At 42.5% G+C, this 19,454-nt stretch carries 17 protein-coding genes; 4 read left to right on the forward strand and 13 right to left on the reverse strand.

Annotation, left to right across the window (positions count from 1 at the left end; genetic code table 11):
• Positions 1 to 38: 38 nt before the first annotated feature.
• The 12 genes from EC328_RS11055 to EC328_RS11110 form a co-directional block, all read right to left on the reverse strand.
• Positions 39 to 1,364 (reverse strand): glutathionylspermidine synthase family protein, encoded by a 1,326-nt coding sequence (locus tag EC328_RS11055; protein WP_128426847.1) that lies wholly within the window; start codon positions 1,362 to 1,364, stop codon positions 39 to 41.
• 4 nt (positions 1,365 to 1,368) lie between these two features.
• Positions 1,369 to 2,655, reverse strand: coding sequence for a glutamate--cysteine ligase (locus tag EC328_RS11060; protein ID WP_128426848.1), 1,287 nt, complete (start codon positions 2,653 to 2,655; stop codon positions 1,369 to 1,371).
• A gap of 15 nt (positions 2,656 to 2,670) precedes the next feature.
• Positions 2,671 to 3,843: a cation diffusion facilitator family transporter gene (locus EC328_RS11065; RefSeq protein WP_128426849.1), complete on the reverse strand. Its 1,173-nt coding sequence runs from the start codon at positions 3,841 to 3,843 to the stop codon at positions 2,671 to 2,673.
• A gap of 99 nt (positions 3,844 to 3,942) precedes the next feature.
• On the reverse strand, positions 3,943 to 5,604 hold the full coding sequence (hcp, locus tag EC328_RS11070; protein ID WP_276318540.1) for a hydroxylamine reductase: 1,662 nt from the start codon (positions 5,602 to 5,604) through the stop codon (positions 3,943 to 3,945).
• Positions 5,605 to 5,831: 227 nt separating this feature from the next.
• On the reverse strand, positions 5,832 to 6,074 hold the full coding sequence (locus EC328_RS11075) for a hypothetical protein (protein WP_128426850.1): 243 nt from the start codon (positions 6,072 to 6,074) through the stop codon (positions 5,832 to 5,834).
• A 156-nt stretch (positions 6,075 to 6,230) separates the two neighbouring features.
• A complete protein-coding gene (locus EC328_RS11080) occupies positions 6,231 to 7,235 on the reverse strand; it encodes an ATP-binding cassette domain-containing protein (RefSeq protein WP_128426851.1) in 1,005 nt (334 codons plus the stop codon).
• Positions 7,228 to 7,929: a GTP-binding protein gene (locus EC328_RS11085; protein ID WP_128426852.1), complete on the reverse strand. Its 702-nt coding sequence runs from the start codon at positions 7,927 to 7,929 to the stop codon at positions 7,228 to 7,230. Before EC328_RS11085 ends, EC328_RS11080 begins: the two co-directional genes overlap by 8 nt.
• Positions 7,926 to 9,173 (reverse strand): ABC transporter substrate-binding protein, encoded by a 1,248-nt coding sequence (locus EC328_RS11090; protein ID WP_128426853.1) that lies wholly within the window; start codon positions 9,171 to 9,173, stop codon positions 7,926 to 7,928. The genes EC328_RS11085 and EC328_RS11090 overlap by 4 nt, the downstream gene beginning before the upstream one ends.
• A 126-nt stretch (positions 9,174 to 9,299) precedes the next feature.
• A complete protein-coding gene (locus tag EC328_RS11095) occupies positions 9,300 to 9,524 on the reverse strand; it encodes a DUF2249 domain-containing protein (protein WP_128426854.1) in 225 nt (74 codons plus the stop codon).
• A 56-nt stretch (positions 9,525 to 9,580) separates the two neighbouring features.
• Positions 9,581 to 10,696 (reverse strand): chromate transporter, encoded by a 1,116-nt coding sequence (locus EC328_RS11100; RefSeq protein WP_128426855.1) that lies wholly within the window; start codon positions 10,694 to 10,696, stop codon positions 9,581 to 9,583.
• Positions 10,697 to 10,786: 90 nt separating this feature from the next.
• Positions 10,787 to 12,631, reverse strand: a complete 1,845-nt coding sequence (locus EC328_RS11105) for an ABC transporter ATP-binding protein (protein ID WP_128426856.1) — start codon at positions 12,629 to 12,631, stop codon at positions 10,787 to 10,789.
• Positions 12,628 to 14,355: an ABC transporter ATP-binding protein gene (locus EC328_RS11110; RefSeq protein WP_128426857.1), complete on the reverse strand. Its 1,728-nt coding sequence runs from the start codon at positions 14,353 to 14,355 to the stop codon at positions 12,628 to 12,630. Before EC328_RS11110 ends, EC328_RS11105 begins: the two co-directional genes overlap by 4 nt.
• A gap of 108 nt (positions 14,356 to 14,463) precedes the next feature.
• On the opposite strand from EC328_RS11110, the gene EC328_RS11115 reads away from it, so the two are divergent.
• Genes EC328_RS11115 through EC328_RS11125 form a run of 3 tightly spaced genes read left to right on the forward strand, consistent with a single transcriptional unit; the run spans position 14,464 to position 17,168 of the window.
• Positions 14,464 to 15,531: a helix-turn-helix domain-containing protein gene (locus EC328_RS11115; protein WP_128426858.1), complete on the forward strand. Its 1,068-nt coding sequence runs from the start codon at positions 14,464 to 14,466 to the stop codon at positions 15,529 to 15,531.
• A 34-nt stretch (positions 15,532 to 15,565) separates the two neighbouring features.
• Positions 15,566 to 16,840: a DUF1576 domain-containing protein gene (locus tag EC328_RS11120; RefSeq protein WP_128426859.1), complete on the forward strand. Its 1,275-nt coding sequence runs from the start codon at positions 15,566 to 15,568 to the stop codon at positions 16,838 to 16,840.
• The gene (locus tag EC328_RS11125; protein WP_128426860.1) at positions 16,830 to 17,168 is read left to right on the forward strand and encodes a hypothetical protein; all 339 of its coding nucleotides are present in this window, start codon (positions 16,830 to 16,832) and stop codon (positions 17,166 to 17,168) included. The genes EC328_RS11120 and EC328_RS11125 overlap by 11 nt, the downstream gene beginning before the upstream one ends.
• A gap of 40 nt (positions 17,169 to 17,208) precedes the next feature.
• Here EC328_RS11125 and EC328_RS11130 read toward each other — a convergent pair whose 3' ends face one another.
• The gene (locus EC328_RS11130) at positions 17,209 to 18,000 is read right to left on the reverse strand and encodes a hypothetical protein (RefSeq protein ID WP_128426861.1); all 792 of its coding nucleotides are present in this window, start codon (positions 17,998 to 18,000) and stop codon (positions 17,209 to 17,211) included.
• A 257-nt stretch (positions 18,001 to 18,257) separates the two neighbouring features.
• Between EC328_RS11130 and EC328_RS11135 the strand changes: the two genes are divergently transcribed.
• Entirely contained in the window at positions 18,258 to 19,439 is a 1,182-nt protein-coding gene (locus EC328_RS11135) for a hypothetical protein (RefSeq protein ID WP_128426862.1), read from the forward strand.
• Positions 19,440 to 19,454 lie beyond the last annotated feature (15 nt).

Consider the following 19,454-nt stretch of genomic DNA (forward strand, 5'->3'; position numbering starts at 1 on the left):
CCATGGCTGGGCAAAGGACCGTATAAAACGGTCCTTTGCTATTTCCTGTGTGCAATTATGTTAGGTGCTGTAAAGTAATTGGTTACACCTGAGATTATATTATCCTTACTAAGTCTAGTGTATAACCCTGAATAACTTTCGTTGTATGAGAATAACCCTACTATTGCCTTAAACTCTTCAGTTGAAAATCCGGATTCATTAGCCACAAGAAAACTCCTTTTTGGAGGGTCGACAAACTCCTGGAAGAGATAGTCCCTGTCGAAAGCCACTCTTACGACCCTTTCCCAGGACTCCTGGCTTTGATCCTTTCCGACAAAGACACCTTGTGATGCATTCATATCCATTGGCTTAATGATGTAATTATTCTTGTTCTCTATCACCTCACTTAGAATACTCTCTTCTCCGCCCAGAACTCCTGTAAACGGGATATGCTCCTTGATGAATTTTCTTTCCTCTTCAGTTAAAAACTCTTGAGTATCTTCGTCGTGGAGCTTCTTGAAGTAAAGCTTATTATGGATGATCTGGCTTCTAATTGTACCAATAGTACACATGGCATCCGCCATATAGGCTTCAATAAAATCAGGTATCTCTTCAGCTTTTTGGATCAACTCAAAAGTCACTATCCTTCTGTATACCAGATCAATTTTGTAATCCTCTTTGAAGAGCTCTCCTTCTCTAAACACAAGCTCCCGTGGATCTACTATGATGCATTGAAGTCCAAGTCTTTCATAAGCCCTTTGAAACTCAACAAATTCTGCCAAAGTGCCGCTTTCAGTGAAATCAACTATAGCCACGTTAGGGTCGTGATCCCTGCCCTTCCACCTTCTATACAGCTTAAGGCTTTCCCTGACCCAGGAATCAATAAGCTCTCTGTTTATTAGGAAATATTCTTCCCCAAATTCCTTCAAAGCCTTTGATTCAAGTAAAATCCTTGCCAGAGTATTGTCCTCGTTCATAGCCGAAGAGCCGTCGGTATTTAGCTCACAAAGTTTATAATCTCCAATATCATTGAAAAATATGTCGAATCTTCCGATGGGCGCATGGATCCCGTATTTATTCTCCCTCAGGATCATATCTTCTATGAACCTGGGATACCCAAAGCTTTTTCTATACTCCGGATCCTCTATGAACCTATCCGTTACCTTATTTCCAATGATGATTATCCCTTTTACGATTCCTTTGAAATACTCCTCTTCCTCTGGTGTGAAAAACATCGGGTTGAAAAGAAAAGGAACCGGCTTACCTTTGTATTTAGCGTTGGAATCCGCAACTCGCTTAACAGTCTCCTTGTAATCCTCAAGATAGGATCCTTGGTTTCTTAAGACCTTCTCATGGTAGCTTCTGTTGATGTCGGTACCCTTCAAAAAATCACCTCCTGAGAATTGCCCAATCTATTGCATTTCTCCTGTCTCCTTCTTTATACAGCTCCTTAGTAAGAAGGTATGGATTCTTTCCCTCCTCCAAAAGCCTTTCCAAAGGCTCGATGTATACAGCTTCGTTATTCAGGACACTTTTTGACATCTGCGTCATCCATTTACCTATATCAAGGATCGTCCTGCCATTTAGCCTTGCTTCCATACCTTTTTCAAGTAGCTCCAGCTTCGAAGCGACTACATCCTCTGCCTTTATGGTCTTTGAGAAATCGTACAGCTCATTAAGATTGGATTCGCTGTAGAATAGACCCTTTACGAGAGCTACAGCAGCTAAATTCAGTGGATAGGGTATCGAGTCCATCATCCTTATCTCAATATACCTCTTTGTTCTCGCATCCGGGAAAAACATAGTCATGAGATGCTCAAGCTCTTCAGTACTTGTAGAATCTGGATCCAGGATATCCGATATCCTGGCTTCGCCAGTAGGTATTATTTTCCCACCTCTAATTGTGAAAATTGGGGGTCTTTCAAGCAGATATCCGGCGTACCCCGCGTAAGAGAAATCATCCTCCAACGCTTCCTCTACTGTACCAGCCCTTTCATTATCACAATTCATCCAAACATAGGCTCTGAGATTATGTGTTTTACATGGCTCACCCTCAAAGAAAAGAGCATTTTCAAAGAGTCCATAAAAGACAGGAGCAAGAGCATTCAACACCCTGAACTTCCTGGAGTAGTCCAATTCATTTGAGTAATCAATTGATACCTGAAATGCTCCGGTCCCTTTCATCATGTTGTGGGCGTGAGAGCCCTTCTTCTTGAAGTGCTCAAACATCAGGTCATAACGCTTCTTAGGAAGCAGTTTTATCTCCTCGATCCTGGTAACCGGATGGTACCCCAGTGAAACCAATAGCTGTCCTTTCTTCTCCAAAACAGGCAGCAGCTCCTCCAAAAACCCAAGATAGCTTTTCTCGATATCTTCTATCCTTTTCTTTGCTCCGATGCTTATCTCAAGCTGACTCCCAGGCTCAAGGGTCAGGCTTAGGTCATCCTTCTCGAGCGCCAGAAGATAATCGCCCTCATATCTACCCTCCCAACCGCCACTCATGAGATCCTTCAAGGTGGATTCAACGCCAGCATCTCCATAATAAGATACTGTTTTAAAGGTATCCTTCCAAATTACGAAGTGTTCTATCTCAACCCCCAGCTTGAAATCCTCAACCACTTTCTCACCGCTTCTGATTAAATCTGTTATCAATTTTATTTGCCTGTTTTTGTCCATGATTCATCTCCTATGCTAAAAGTCAATATCAAGTATAATTCTGCATTTTGTATCTTCGATTTCACTCTCTATGAGATTTTCCAGCTCTTTTCGAACTTCCTCATGAGTCTTCCCCTTTTCAAGCATACCAGCCCTTACTACTGCGTGAAACTCGATAAGGGTTGCCTCCTCATAGCCTGAAATATGAAAGTCATGGATAGACTTGACCCTTTCATCCTCCTGGATTATCCTTTTTACTCTATTTCTAAGCTCATACCTCTCCTTAGTCTCGGTTCCAAGGGGGTCCATATGGATAACGAGAGTAAGGTCATATCTCTCACCGATTTCTCTTTCAGCTTTATCAATGACCTCATGGATAGTGACAGCGTCGATATTGCCAGGGAACTCAACGTCAATCGTAGCCATAGACCTTCCTGCACCATATGAATGAACGATCAAGTCATGAGCACCTGTGATAAAATCATAGGTCATGATATCGTCATAAATTGCGTCAGTAATTTCCTCAGGAGGTGCCTCCCCCAATAGAGGACTTACAGTTTCCCTTACCAAGGAATATCCTGCATATATTATGAAAAGCGAAACAACAAGCCCAACAATTCCATCAACTGGGAGGTCTGTAAACTGACCTGCTACGATTGAAAGTACCACTACAGAGGTTATCAGCACATCTCCAAGTGCATCCGTAGCCGTCGCCTTGAGACCTGATGAGTTGATTTTATTTCCAAGATCCCTGTTGAATATGCTCAACCATACCTTGAAGAGAATGGAAATACCTAAAATTATAAAAGGGATAAGCTGAAATTCAACTGGTTCAGGATCGATTATCCTTTCGTAGGAGGATCTGATAAACTGAAGTCCCACCAAAATAACCATAAAAGCTACTATCAGTGCGGAAACATACTCCATCCTTCCATGCCCGTAAGGGTGTTCCTTATCAGCCGGTATACTTGAAAGCTTGAATCCAAGCAATGTGACAACCGAGGAGGCTGAGTCCGTAAGATTGTTGACCCCGTCAGCAATAACGCCGATAGAGGATATAAGTATTCCTATAGAAAGCTTTGTCAAAGCAAGGATGAGGTTGATAACTATCCCCACAGTGCCTGCAAGATATCCCACCTTCAGCCTTACATGCCTGTTGCCATAGTCCCTGTTGTCCTTTAACGCAAGAGATAACAACCAATTAGTCATAGCCTCAACTCCAATATTGATTCATTCCATTATTTCTACCCATTCAAGCGCCTGTCAAAACTAAAAGCCTCGCAAACTCAGCGAGGCTTTCAAATATAACTAGTTATTCATGAATATTTCTATGTCGCTCTCAACATCCTTGATCGTTCCAATACCAAAGGTTTCAACAAGAACCTTTGCAACATTTGGAGAGAGAAAAGCTGGCAGCGTAGGTCCCAAGTGTATATTCTTGACTCCAAGGTATAGAAGGGCAAGAAGTACTATAACTGCCTTCTGTTCATACCATGCAATATTGTACGCTATAGGAAGCTCATTTATATCATTGAGCTGGAATATTTCCTTAAGCTTCATTGCTATGACTGCAAGAGAATAAGAGTCGTTGCATTGACCGGCATCCAGAACTCTTGGGATACCCCCGATATCTCCAAGATTAAGCTTATTGTATCTGTACTTGGCACATCCTGCAGTCAGGATCACAGTATCCTTAGGAAGTGCTTCAGCAAAATCAGTGTAGTAGCTCCTACCATTCTGTCTACCGTCACAGCCTGCCATTACAAAGAATTTTTTAATGGCTCCTGATTTTACTGCATCAACTATCTTGTCGGCCAGAGCAAATACCTGGGCATGCGCGAATCCACCTACTATTTTCCCTGTTTCTATCTCAGTTGGTGCAGGCAGTCTTTTTGCATGCTCAATTATCTCTGAAAAGTCCTTGGCCTTTCCAGCTACTCTGTCGGGGATATGTTTAAACCCAGGATACCCTGATGAACCAGTTGTATAAACCCTGTCAGTATACTCTCTCTTTGGAGCCACTATGCAGTTTGTAGTAAAAAGTATTGGCCCATTGAATTTTTCAAACTCCTCTCTCTGCTTCCACCATGCATTGCCATAATTTCCTACGAAATGGTCGTATTTCTTGAATGCCGGATAGTAGTTTGCAGGAAGCATTTCTCCGTGGGTATAAACATCCACCCCTGTACCCTCCGTCTGCTCCAGCAGCTCTTCAAAGTCCTTCAGGTCATGTCCGGATACAAGTATTGCAGGGTTGCTTTTTACTCCGATATTTACCTCAGTGATCTCTGGATTGCCATAAGTGCTCGTGTTGGCTTTGTCCAGTAGAGCCATTGTAGTGACTCCATATTTTCCTGTCTCCATAACAAGTTCAATAAGCTCTTCTGCAGTTAAGGAATCATCCGTAGTGGCATTAAGAGCCCTTCGAATAAACCTTGATACCTCAGGATCCTCGTAGCCAAGGTTCCCGGCATGCTCAGCGTAGGCAGCCATGCCCTTTAAACCATAAATGATCAATTCTCTTAGGGATCTTACGTCCTCATCATAAGCTGCAAGAACTCCAACCTCCGGAGCAACAGATTTGAATACAATGTCGTCATTTGAGTCTACACTAAAGGATGCTGGATCTTTAAGGTCAGATAAGTCAATGCCCTTTTCAGACAGTTCCTTCTTTAATGAGTCCCTTCCAGCCAAAGCTTCTTTGATCTTTACAAAAAATCTGTCGCGATCGAAGTTTGCATTTGTAATGGTCATGAACAAACCATCAATTATTGACCTGTCTAATCCTGCAACGACTATACCTGCATCATCTGCCTTTACTCCGACCTGTGATAAGCCCTTCAATGCATATATCATCAGGTCTTGCAGATTTGCTACCTCACTAGTCTTGCCGCATACACCTACCTGTGTGCATCCCTTCCCATTCAAGGCTTCCTGACACTGGAAGCAAAACATCTTTCTGTCAGTCATAGTAAAGCCATCCTCCTGTATATCGTTAATATTTTTACAAAACTCACAAGCACTATTATATTTGGACAGCTGAGATTTTGCCGTAACATATGTTACCAAACAATAAATAGTTGTAAGGGGAAAGCAAGGATAAAAAAAGATTCTGCGCTCACTTCTGGATGACTAAAATTTTGTCATACTGAAGGAAGCGAAGAACCTAACCTATTGCTTGTAAACCATTAATTTCTTTAATAATTCTTACCTGCAGCCTTTATCCTTTCAGGGTATGCAACTGAACATGGTGTTACGCCATACACCATATCACAGCTTGGACATTTACCCTCAAGGTGAGTCATCTCAAACTCATTTCCGCATTCTATACATGTTATTAAAACACCTGGCGGCATAGGTCTTGTATTGAAACCCATAGCTCTTATTTTATCCACTACTGCCTTACCGCTCCCAAAGCTTCCTGTACATCCGTCGTGCATTATATTTTCCTCCTTAATTTTCTTAATTTACAATTAGTTTAAAATTGTCAGGGTCGATCTTTCACGTCTTGTAATCTCTAAAATTAACTGTTTGCAGCTTAATAATGATATCGTTCTAATGGATTGAACTGATATGAATCATTTAATTGTGAAATGTTAATTGTTAATTGTCTTTAATACCTCTCCCTGTCTCAGATTGGTCCTCATGGACTGGATAAAGCTATCCATCTTTTCCAGCTCGACAAGAATACTCTTCTCTTCCTCGCTTGTTTCAATTATGGAAGCTATTCCCCCATTTTTTATTATGATCCTCTTATCTGCAATAAGGGCAAGAGTCGGATCGTGGGTCGCCATTAGGACTATCTTATCCTCGCTTACAAGCAGATCCAGAGCTTTTCTTCTGTCAATGCCTGCATTTTCTATCTCATCTATGAGAACGATCGGCGATGTACTTAGAATTGCTGTATCTGCAATCATGAGAGCTCTCGACTGCCCACCGCTTAAAGCAGTTACAGGAGTTTCCGGATCAAACTTTTCTCCTGCAAGGCTATTTGCGGCCTGAATTATCCTGTAGATCGTCCCCTCAATATCAACGACCATCCTGCTCTCAGCATGCAGCTGCAGAAACTCAATTACAGTAAGGTCCATTACGAAATTCATATTCTGAGACAATTGTGCAACAAGCTTGTTGTTTGAGGAAAACCTCCATTTTCTGTCCGGCAGCTCTCCATTAATAAGTATACTTCTACCTGTAGGGGTATCACTTTGGGCAGTCCACTCGATGTCTGCCAGAAGCCTTGATTTCCCTGAGCCGGTAGGCCCGACTATCGATACGATTTCTGAGGCCTTTATGGTAAGCTCATCAAACCCCTCAGGAGATCCCGACTTATCCCTACCAGGCAATATGGTAAGGGTCCTGACACTTGTTTCCTCCTTGATCCCGAGAAAGCTTTTCATCTGCTCGACGAATACCTCCAGACCTTCCATCAAACCTGCTTTGTCCATAGCAAGGTTTTCAATCTCTTCAGGAGAGAATTCATCGAGGATCTCCTCCAGATCCATATTTTCTTTCCCTTCAGGATCCAGCTTATTCTCTATCATCCATCCCATCACGAATGGATAGCTTTCAATCAGTTTTCCAAGCTTAGTTTTTCTATGCATAATCATCACCCAGCTCGATCTTTCTTACGTTGCCCATCTGATAAGCTTCTCCGATCCTTGTTTCTCCGAGGCAATAGGAGCAAAGTGCGGATGGCATTGGGTACCTAAGCTCCATTCCTTGAACGGTTTCAAGCTGACTATCCTCATCATAAAGGAGAGTACTTAGCTCGTACGCTCCCTGGCCTGTAAGACCGTTGATGTGCATTATAGTAGCCTTTGGGTTCACCGAGTTTACCCTTGATGAGAAAACCTCTCTCTCTGCCTGGGATACGATATCCCCCTTGGTAATGACCACGATGTCAGCAGCCTTAAGCATAGGTCCGATCTTCTTTGGAGTGTTTATTCCCGAAAGGTTGTCTATTACACAAACGCCCTTGATCTCTCTTATATATGGCGAGCATCTGTTGCACAGCCCTGCGGATTCGGTCACTAAAAGATCAAGCCCCGACTTCACTCCCCACTGGACAACCTCCTCAATATTTGAGGCAAAGTAATGGTCTGGGCATAGAGCTCCTGAAAGCCCTTTTTTTACAGGAATACCTGCCTTTTCATAGAGTATGTCGTCATCTGTTGAAAGACAGTCAAACTTCACAACGCCTGCCTTAATATCTCTCTTTTTCATAGAATCTATTGTCTTTAGGATAATACTTGTCTTCCCTGAGGAAGGTGGTCCCGAGAATATTACAAGATTCATCTCTTCACTCCTGACTCATCATAAAATAGGTCCATGCAGTATCTTATCAAAGCTCCCAGGTCTTCGTGGGTGTTTATAAAATCCCACCCTATCCATAAAAAGCTTTGACCTTCCTTTAAGCCGTTTTCCACATCCGGGTGTGTTGAGGGGAATTTACCGTTCGTCGCCAATAGCTGACCCACCTCTGGAGACAGCAGGTAATCAACGATAGGCTTTACCCTCTCCTCAGATGTCTTCTTAGTCAATAGGAATATTGGACTTGCTATCGCCCCTTCCTTTGGCCACACAGGCTTTAGGGGGCTTCCCTCCCTGACCATTCCTGCAAATAAATAGGGCATTACAGTGACAGTGGGTATACCAGAAGCCGTATTTCTAATATTTGACTTGACCATTTCGGCAGGAGTCATGCTTCGCATATGGGAACGACCGAGCTTTCTTACTCCATCCTCGCCAAACTCCTTGTAAATCGTTAGAAGTAAAGCGTTGAAAAGGTCAAAGTCATTTAAGGGAAGAGAGACGGATCTTTCAAACTCGGCTGAAAGCAGTTCCTCCCAGGATTCAGGCTTCTTTCTGCCATTGAGCTCCTCGGTATTTACAAGAAATACTGCCGGAACCACTGAAAATACTGTATATTGTCCCTGAGGATCCTTAAGAGATACCCTGTCGTTGTCCAGATCCCTGTTCAATCGTTCGAATCCTGAGAGATCTTTAAATACTCCCTGCTTCTTAAATCTTCCCATTAGCTTTTCGTCGAAGAACAGGTCGAAGCCTGCAGACATGAATAGATCCGCCAGCTGATCAGCATCCGAATTCTCGATCTCGCTTCGTATCCAGTCTACTCCTATATTGGCAGCCTTAAGCTCATAATCGATCTTTGTTCCAAGACTTTCCTCATGCTCCTTGAGCCACTTGGAAAAGCTTTCCATTAATGGTATCCTTACCGGGCAAGGAAGGACTCCCAGCATCCTTGTTTCTCCATCCGAGTCCTTTAAAGTGTCGTTAAGTCCCATATCCACACTCTCTCTTGTCTGGCGTATAGTCTCAACAAGCTTGTTTTCGAATATCTCAAGATTCACCTTCTTAGTCTTGCATGCCATTTCCAGTGATATGGTTTTCCCCATGATCTTTCTCATAGCCTCATTCTTAAGGTGCTCAAAGCCATTGGATGCAAATACGTCAAGCGTCTCAGGATACTTTTCTGTTATATCAAATACCTTTTCGGTCACGTCAAAATATTTATTCAAAATAAGCCTCCTCGTATAATATGTTTAGAGCTTTCATCAATCCACCTTACATGATATTACATTATATATCAAATTTCGGTAACAAATGTTACCAAAGGAAATGAACAAAAAAATAGACCTTTTGGCCTATTTTCTTGTTATCTCAACTCTCCAAATCTCAGGACCATCTTCAAGGTACTTCCACTCAAACTGTCCTTCGTTTTCAGCCAGCATCTGATAGTGTAGAGGCCTTGGATCATGGTCATTTATTATTTCCATTTTCTCGCCGCTTTCAAGGCTGTAGAACATATCAAATATTCTTACATGCTTTTCTCTCGGCTCTATGGGTCTTACGTCTATTACATTTTTCATCGTATCCCTCCATTTAGACGGGTAGATACCCTTGAATATTTAACTTAATCAGTAAATTAAATCAAATTAGCAATGAAGGTTATAGCACCTCCAGCAGCAATAAGCCATACTGTATTTATTTTAAACCTCATTATTCCAATCATCGATCCAACGAATATTAATGCAGTAATTGGTCCTACTATAGAAGCTGCTCCCAACTTCACGCTCACCACTGCCATCAGGACCAGGGATGCGATATTTACACCGTCAAGCACTGCTGAAAGCCATTTTGAAGCTCTCATTTTAGGGATTATAGGCTTAATAAATGATGATATTACAAATGCAGGAAGGAATATTCCTATTGTAGCTGCTATGGCTCCAGGTATTCCACCCAGAACGTAGCCTATAAAGGTTGCTGTAGTGAACACAGGACCTGGTGTGAACTGACCGACTGCAACAGCATCCAGGATCTGCTGGCTTGTCAGTACACCCAGCTTTTCAACAAACTCCGTCTCAAGGAAAGCCAGAAGCACATAACCACTTCCATAGAGGACGCTTCCGATTTTTAGAAATGTAAGGAATATTATAGGGATTGCCAGCGAATTTGCTCTATTTAGGAAGCTCCCTCTATTTTTGAGAAGGAGCATCATAAGACCTGCCATAAACAGCAGAGGTATCTCCCCTACACCCAGCAAGATATAGATTGCGGCGATTACAGCACCAAATATGAGTGAAAGCTTATCCTTTACTGCAGATCGAAACAGCCTGTAAAGGGCATGTACTATTACTGCCATTATTGCCGCCTTAACTCCCTCAAGCACAGTTGCAAGTTGAGGAAGTGTCCCGTAGTCTACATAAAGGTAAGCAAATGCCATAACAATAAGCATGGCAGGGAGTATGAAGGCTGCACCTGCATTATACAGACCCAATAAGCCTCCTCTTTCATATCCCACCAGCATAATCATCTCTGTGGAGTTCGGCCCTGGGATCAAATTGGTCGCCCCCATGAAATCAAGAAACTTCTCTCTGCTAAGCCAGTTTTTCTTTTTTATTGTCTCCTCCTCAAGCATAGCAATATGCGCTGCAGGTCCCCCGAATGCAAGAAATCCCAGTTTTGAGAAGGTCTTGGTTATCTCCTTTTGCCTTTCACGCTTCTCTTTTTTGTCAAGATCTTTGTATTCTCTGGTATCCATAAATTCACCTCCGTCGATTGATACCCCCTGAAGGCAAAAGCCAAACCGTTAGGTTTGGCTACAAATATAATGTGTTCGGGATGAATATGATCAGGCTGCGAATTGACTGTTGTAGAGCTCAGCATAGAAGCCTTTACTTTCAAGAAGCTCCTGATGGGTTCCTTTTTCTATGATCCTGCCTTCATTCATCACAAGTATCATATCAGCATTCTTGATTGTTGAGAGTCTATGTGCAATTACGAAGCTTGTCCTTCCCCTCATAAGCTGGTCCATACCCTTTTGGATAAGCACCTCGGTACGGGTATCTACACTTGAGGTAGCCTCGTCAAGAATCAGTATTGAAGGATTTGCAAGTATTGCTCTTGCAATAGTCAGGAGCTGTTTTTGTCCCTGAGAGATATTTGAGGCCTCCTCATTCAATATGGTATCGTACCCCTGAGGGAGAGTCCTAATAAAATGATCTGCCTGTGCCAGCCTGGCTGCCTCTATGATTTCCTCAGGTTTGGCTCCCTCTCTTCCATAAGCTATATTGTCCCAGATCGTTCCATTGAAAAGCCAGGTATCCTGAAGAACCATACCGAATCTTTCCCGAAGCTGGTGTCTTGTCATATCTCTGGTTGAAACTCCGTCTATTGTTATTTTCCCTCCATCGATTTCATAGAATCTCATGAGTAGATTTACCAAAGTAGTCTTTCCGGCACCTGTTGGTCCTACTATTGCTACAGTATCACCACAGCAGGCTTCAAGGCTAAGCTCCTCCATAAGTGGCTTGTCCTTGGTGTAGCCAAAAGTAACCTTCTCAAATCTTACATCTGACCTATCTGACTGAGGATAGCTTGGCTCAGTTGGATCCAAATCCTCTTCCTTTTCATCCAAAAGCTCAAACACCCTTTCCGCTGATGCGATTGTTGACTGAAAGGTATTTATTATCTCAGCCAACTGCATAATTGGCTGATTGAATTGCCTTGAATACTGGATGAATGCCTGGACATCACCAATGGGAAGGGTACCTCTTATTACGAATATACCCCCAAGGACTGCCACAACTATATAGCCAAGACTATTGACCAGCTGCATAAGAGGCATTATTATTCCGGTTATGAACTGTGATTTCCATCCATGCTCATAAAGCTCCCTGTTTATCCTTTCGAACTCCTGGATCGCCTTAGATTCATTACCGTAGGCCTTAACAGTTGAATGACCTGAGAATGTCTCCTCTATATGGCCATTTATGTCCCCAAGGCTCTTAGCCTGGGCAGCAAAGTACTTTTGGGATATCCTGGCAATATTTTTAGTCAAAAGAATGCTTAGAGGTATTGTTATCAAGGTGGCCAGAGTAATTACAGGGCTGATGATAAGCATCATGACCAAAATCCCTATAAGTGTTATGACTGCAGTTACGGCCTGGGTAACACTTTGCTGAAGAGTTGAGCTGATTGTATCCACATCATTTGAAACCCTGCTTAGGATTTCACCTGTAGTCTTGGAATCAAAAAATCTCAAGGGTAATCTGTGGAGCTTTTCATTGATCTCCCTTCTCAGGTCATAAACCAGCTTCTGCGAAATATCAGCCATAATAAACTGCTGAGCATAACCAAATACGCCAGATGCCAGATACAGTCCACCCAGGATCAGCAGGATCCTTGAAATATAAGACCTGTCTATGGTGACGGCTGCACTTGAAATTCCCTCGTAAAGGTGTGTGGTTATGAAACCCATGACTCGTGGGCTTATTATGGAAAAAATTGTTGATAGTATTGAAAAGGCTGCCACTGCAAGCATAAGAAGATTGTATGGCTTCAGGTACTTAAGGAGTCTTTTTAGTGTGCCCTTAAAATCCTTGGCCTTTTCTGGAGGCCGCGTCATTCCACTTCTCGGAGGACCTCCTCTGCCAATCATTTGCCTTGTGCTTCTTTCTCTTCTATCTTCACTCATTTTATCGCCTCCTCACCCAGCTGCGACAGAACGATTTCTCTGTAAACCTGGCAACTTTCTATAAGCTCTCTGTGTGTACCTTGTCCTGATATCCTGCCGTTATCGAGGACTATTATATTTTCAGCATCCTTTATAGTGCTGACCCTCTGTGCAACAACTATTACGGCTGAATCCGCCGTGTAAGGCTTCAGAGCATCTCTCAGTCTTTTATCTGTACTAAAGTCAAGAGCTGAAAAACTGTCGTCAAACAAGTAAAATTCAGGCTTTCTCACAAGAGCCCTCGCGATTGCAAGTCTTTGCTTCTGCCCCCCGGAAAGGTTCCTGCCTCCCTGGGCAAGAACATAATCAAGCCCTTCCTCTTTTTCTGAAACAAAATCCCAGGCTTGTGCTATTTTTAGCGACTCAATTATCTCTTCATCAGTTGCATCAGCTTTACCGAATGTTATGTTTTCTCTAATGGTACCGGTAAAAAGAACTGCTTTCTGTGATACAAGACCAAACCGGCTTCTAAGCTCCTCTTGATGAATCGTTTTTATATCTGCTCCATTTATTAGTATCCTCCCGCCGGTAGGATCGTAAAAACGCATCAAGAGGTTTAGTATTGTAGTCTTCCCTGACCCGGTTCCTCCGATTATCGCAGTGGTTTCACCCCTTTTAGTCGCGAATGTTATATCTTCAACTGCAGGTGTCGACGCATCCTGGTACTTGAAGATAACATCATCCAGACGCAGTTCACCCCTGATGGAATTATCCTCGATGCTTTCAGAGCCATCAATGATATCGCTCTCCATATCGAGAACCTCGTTTATCCTTTCAGCTGATGCACTCGCCCTTGGCAGCATGACGAATATCATTGACACCATTATAAGAGAAAACATTATCTGAGATACGTACTGAATAAAAGCCATAAGCTCCCCTACCTCAAGTCCTCTTATCTCAATGAGGCTGCTTCCATACCAGATCACTCCAACTAGCGTGAAGTTGAGGACAACATTTAAGATTGGCATCATTAGGGCCATTATCCTTCCAACCTTCAGTGCTGCATCCGTAAGATCCCTGTTAGCCTGGTTAAATCTCTTCTTTTCGTAATCTGTTTTATTGAAGGCCTTGATTACCCTTATGCCTGTAAGGGATTCTCTAAGTACCCTATTTAAATCGTCTATCTTCTTCTGGATCTCCTTAAACAATGGAAATCCTTTTGCTCCAATTATCCAGATTACTACCACAAGGACTGGTGCTGATATCAATAAAACCTTGGACAGCTCGAGATTTGTGGAGGTTGCCATTATGATGCCTCCAATCATCATAAAGGGCGCTCTTATCATCATCCTCATGGACATTATGGCCATATTCTGCATTTGGCTGACGTCGTTGGTGGTACGTGTTATCAACGACGAAGTTCCCATTTTATCTATTTCATTAAGCGAAAAGCTCTCCACAGTTTTGAAAACATCGCTCCTTAGATCCCTTCCAAAAGCAACTGCTGCCTTGGAAGACATATATCTTGAGATCACAGTGGCTGCGGTTCCAAGAATGGCTATGGCTAACATGATCCCTCCTGTACGGTAAATATATTTCAAATCACCTGTGGCAACACCTCTGTCTACGATGTTTCCCATAAGCCTTGGGAGAAATAGCTCGGAAAAAACTCCTGCAAGTGTAAGTATAAGGACCCCTGCTACCTGAAGGGAATATGGCTTTAAATATCTCATCAGCCTAATCATTTGTTCATCTCCTTTTGTATATAAATCCTTATTAATATTACCACAAAGGGGTATAATAATAAATAGATTGCAGAAATGACTGATGGTTATTGAAGTGAGGAGGTCTACATGAAGCTGTCAATAGGAGGCACTATAGAAAAGTTAAGACGTAACAAAGGACTGTCCCACCAGCAGCTTGCCAATGCTTTAGGTGTGACTCCTGATACAGTTGAGAAGTGGGAGATAAATGCAGCATACCCGGACATAACCCTTCTTTCACCCATTGCAAGATTGCTTGGTACTACTCTGGATGCCCTGCTTATGTTTGAGACTGACCTTAATCCAGACGATGTAACCAATATTTACAAGGTTTGCGCCGAGAAATTCGAAACCAGCACATACGAGGAGGCTCTTGAGGTCTGTGATAACTATCTCAAGGAGTACCCGAACAGCCTTTTCCTGAAGTTCAGGATGGGAAGCCTTTTACAGGAATACATCCAGATGGCCGAGACGGAAGAACAGGCTAACGATGTCCTTGACAAGTCCATCTCACTGCTGGAGGAGTCATCTCTGATCGACGACCTCGAAGTAAAGCAGGCATCATTATATGTACTGAGCAGCCTTTACACAATGAGAGAGGAATATGACAAAGCTATTGAAATACTTAACACCCTGCCTAAGGTTAACGTAAATACAGATTTTATGCTTTCCACCATTTACTCGATCACCGGTGACAGTGAGAGAGCGAAGGCTATCGAGCAGGAAAGCCTGTTCAACAACATCAATAATTCGATCATTTCACTGGCGAGCCTTTGGGGAACTGCCCTCAAGGAAAGGGATTTTGAGATGGCGATGGAGCTTGCCACCCTTCAAAGAAAGCTTATTTCGGACTACATGCTGGAAGGCTACCTGTTGGGGAACAATCTTTTGATGTTTGCTGATATCTATGCAGTGCGGGGAGATGTAAACAGGACTCTGGATTATATTGAGAAATATGCGGATTGGGCTCTAAATATCGATGAAGAATCTCTTGATCTTTCAAACAATAGATACTTCTTCCTTGTGGAGAATTTAACTCCCACGATGAGCTTCGATTACCAAAAACAGAGCTTCATTAATGCAGTTGTAAAGAACTCGGATTATGACTTCGTCAAGTATACAGAAAGATACAAGAGGATAATTAGCAGGCTTATCTAAACCAGTCTTTCATCCCAAAAAACAGGGGGAATCTATGGACCCGATAATACTTAAATCTGCCCAGCTAAGCGAGAGAGCAAAATACAGGATAATATCCCTGTATTCTTTCTCTGTTGCCTTTGCCGGGTTCTTTTTTAATCCTCCTGAGGAGATCGCGTCAGGACTTTGGAGTATAATGACATCGCCAAGCATTCTACTTTCCGACTATTTCATTATCGGAAACATAGGTGCTTCTCTTCTAAACAGTGGTTTACTTATGCTGCTTGCGATTTTTGTAGCATCCAGAAGCAAATCTCTAATGAATGGACCTATAATCGCCGCTGTATTTACAATTGGAGGATTTGCTCTCTTCGGGAAGAACCTTTACAATACCTTAAGCATAGTTCTCGGGGTATATCTCCACAGTAGAATGAACAAGGATCACTTTGGAAAGTACATAATAATAGCCTACTTTGGAACCGCTTTAGCACCTCTCGTAAGCCAGGTCAGCTTTGGCTTTGGTCTTCCTCCCCTGATCGGAATATTGGCCGGGAACCTGTTCGGGATAGGAATAGGGTTGCTTCTTCCACCGCTTGCCAGCAGCTTCGTAAGGTTCCATCAGGGCTTCAACCTGTACAATGTTGGGTTTACAGCAGGAATAACAGGTATGCTATTCATGTCTATATTCAGGATGTTGGGGTACGAAAACAAAGGACCCTCGGGAACTTACCAGGAATTCAACCCAATCCTACTGGTTTTTTTCTCGTTGATGTTCATTTCGATGATATTGATAAAATACAGAGCATCAGACAAACCAATAGGTTATTACAAAAGCATCCTGTCTCATCCCGGTCGACTTGTTACTGACTTTGTTTCACTAAACGGCTTTGGATTCACCTTATTTAACATGGGAATACTTGGCTTGGTGGGTCTCCTATACGTCTATGCAGTTGGCGGGGTATTGAATGGACCAACTATTGGAGGCATATTTACGCTTGTGGGCTTTGGTGCTTTTGGTAAACATCCAAGGAATTCGATCCCTGTTATGGCTGGAGTCTTTCTGACGGCTTTGATTTTTGGGGATGGTCCCGGATCAACTGGCGCTATACTTGCGGCCCTGTTCTCTACAGCCCTCGCCCCCATTGCAGGTCAGTACGGTCCGATCGCCGGCTTGATCGCTGGTTTTATCCATATGTCTATAGTTAGCAACACAGCATATTTACATGGAGGAATGAATCTCTACAATAATGGCTTCACTGCAGGCTTTGTTGCAGCAATTCTTGTACCTGTGATTGAAGCCTACAGAAAGGAGAATGAGAATGAAGGATGAGAAATCAAAAATGCTGAAATTAATGAATGAGCTGGTCAGGTTTTACTTAAAATCAGGCAACCATAGTGTGAGGATAGCTTTAGATCTGACAGACCATGAAGGAATAATTTCTCTGGAGGGCTGCTGTACGAAAATAGATGAAAAGAAACTGGAGGATCTAAATAACATTCTCAATTCTCCGCGTAAGGATGAGGCTGAGGAATATTATTGGAATCTTGTAGGGAGCAATGATTTCTCAGAGATCCATCTGCTGGGTTCTCTCGTCAATGAGGGTGAGGTCAAATATGACGGAAATATTCTAAAAATGTGGGTAAAGAGATCGTTTTAAAAATCCGGTGAATTCCATGAGTAGGGGCATCACCAGATCATTATTGTTTTTCGACTCCTTCAATTATCCCATCGAGATTATCTAAGAAATAAATGGCATTAGGCCCATCCAGGTTCATTGAATCCTTTTTGAGCTCATCAAGGTAGCTATCCAATACCGCAGCAGTCCATGATCCAGGGAAATCCTCAATGATTTTTTCGTATATACTTTGGACCTCCCTGGACAGCCTGCTCTCCCCATCCTCAGCATAGATATACTGGTTCCCGAGTCCTTCGATGCCCATTTTGACGTAGACCCTGTACAACTCCCCGATCCTGTCCCTGGTTTTTCCCTCAGGGTATTGCTTTATATGGCCCTCAGCTTCCAATGCCCTTTTAAGTATCTCATCTACAGGCTTTATGGTTGATTCCCCGTCAGTAGTCTGGTCATTCGCCTCATTTTCCCATAGCTTGAAATAGCTTCTTAGCTCCTCGGAGGCATACTGCAGATAAGGCGAAATCTTTTCAAGTATCCCCTTTGTATCATATCCCTTTACTGTAAGGTGGTTTTCAAGCTGGATGAGCATCTCATCCACCCTCTTTTCGTCCAGTCCCTTCACATTCTCCTTAAGAAAGCTCAGTATCTTATCATCACTTGCACGCTGCTGGATGTATTCGTAGTATTCCTTAAGCACCTGAATCTGTTCCTGCTCCTCAAGCTTATCAACTACTATGTCTACAGCTGCATCCTTCAATTTTTCAGTATCCACAGAATCCTTTATTTCCTGAGGTACCTTTCTGCAGCCTGACAATACAATTGTAAATGCCATGAGAAATATAAATATTCTTTTCATGCAACCACTCCCTTAATGAAATTATACCTTCTTTAGAGGCTTTTAGTGTTACATTATAGTTACAGCGAAAAATTGTTTCGTTTTCCCAAATATATTTTCCAGGATAAGGTTTTCCGCTGATTGACAACTTTTGATCCCGCATATATAATCATTTTCAAATATTCAATTTTTTCACCCATCTCAACTTTAGAGGCGGTTTTTTTATTCCTTAGGACTTTTATAGTGTAAAGTCCCAAATTACTAAAGGAGGTATTATGATGGATAGTTTATTGGCATTGGTAATCGTATTGGTGGCTTTCGCTGTAGGTGATTTCGTATCCTATAAAACGAAATCCATCGTGTCCATGATGTTTGTGGCATCTGTAATTTTTCTAATCGGTTTTTGGATGGGAATACCTGAAACTTTGTTTGCAGATGCTCAGTTGACAGGCTTTGGAGCTTTGATGATCGGACTGTTGATAACACATATGGGGACTCTGCTTAGTATTGAGGATCTTAAAAAGCAGTGGAAAACAGTACTTATAGCGCTTGCAGCAGTAGTTGGTATCGGAATTTTCCTATTTGTGGTTGGAACGCCGATAATTGGAAAAGAATATGCAGTTGCCTCAGCACCACCAATAGCAGGCGGGGTCGTTGCAGCGATCATAATGGGCGAAGGTGCAACAGCTAAAGGTCTGGATGCAATAGCAGTATTTGTAACGCTGTTGGTAGTTGTTCAAGGATTCTTTGGATACCCGGTCGCATCTTTTATGCTAAACAGAGAAGCAAAGAAGCTTTTAAAGACATTCCATGAGAATAATGGCAAAGCCTCAGGGGTTGAAACTGAGGTAGCAGTTGAGCCTAAGAAGGAAAGAAAGAAGCTTATACCGCCGTTGTCAAAGGACCTTCAGACTACGTACATCTTATTGGCTAAGCTTGCTATAGTGGCTTTTGTTAGCTTTAAGCTTGCTGCACTTACTAATGACGTTATTCATAAATATGTAATGTGTCTGTTTGTAGGTGTTGCAGCAAGAGAAATTGGCTTCCTCGAGGAGGCAGTAATGACTAAGGCAAATTCCTTCGGTCTTGCTATGGTTGCACTAATGGCTGTTATATTTGGAAATCTTGCAAAGGCTACTCCTGAAATGCTGGCATCCATACTTTTCCCGCTAATCGCAAGCTTAGTTCTCGGGGTAATAGGGATCTCGATATTTTCTGCGATTGCAGGAAAGCTTCTTGGATATTCCTTAGAGATGTCCATAGCAATAGGTGCGTCAGCTCTCTTCGGCTTCCCTGGAACCTTCATAATCAGTAATGAGGTTGCCAATGCAAATGGGAAAACCGAGGAGGAAAGAGGAGCGATCCTTCATGAAATAATGCCTAAGATGCTTGTTGCAGGCTTTGTAACGGTTACCATAGCATCTGTTGTTCTTGCAGGTTTTATGGTGAAATTGATTTAATTTATATCGGAGGTT

It is taken from the genome of Gudongella oleilytica (assembly GCF_004101785.1).
Lineage (GTDB): Bacteria > Bacillota > Clostridia > Tissierellales > Tissierellaceae > Gudongella > Gudongella oleilytica.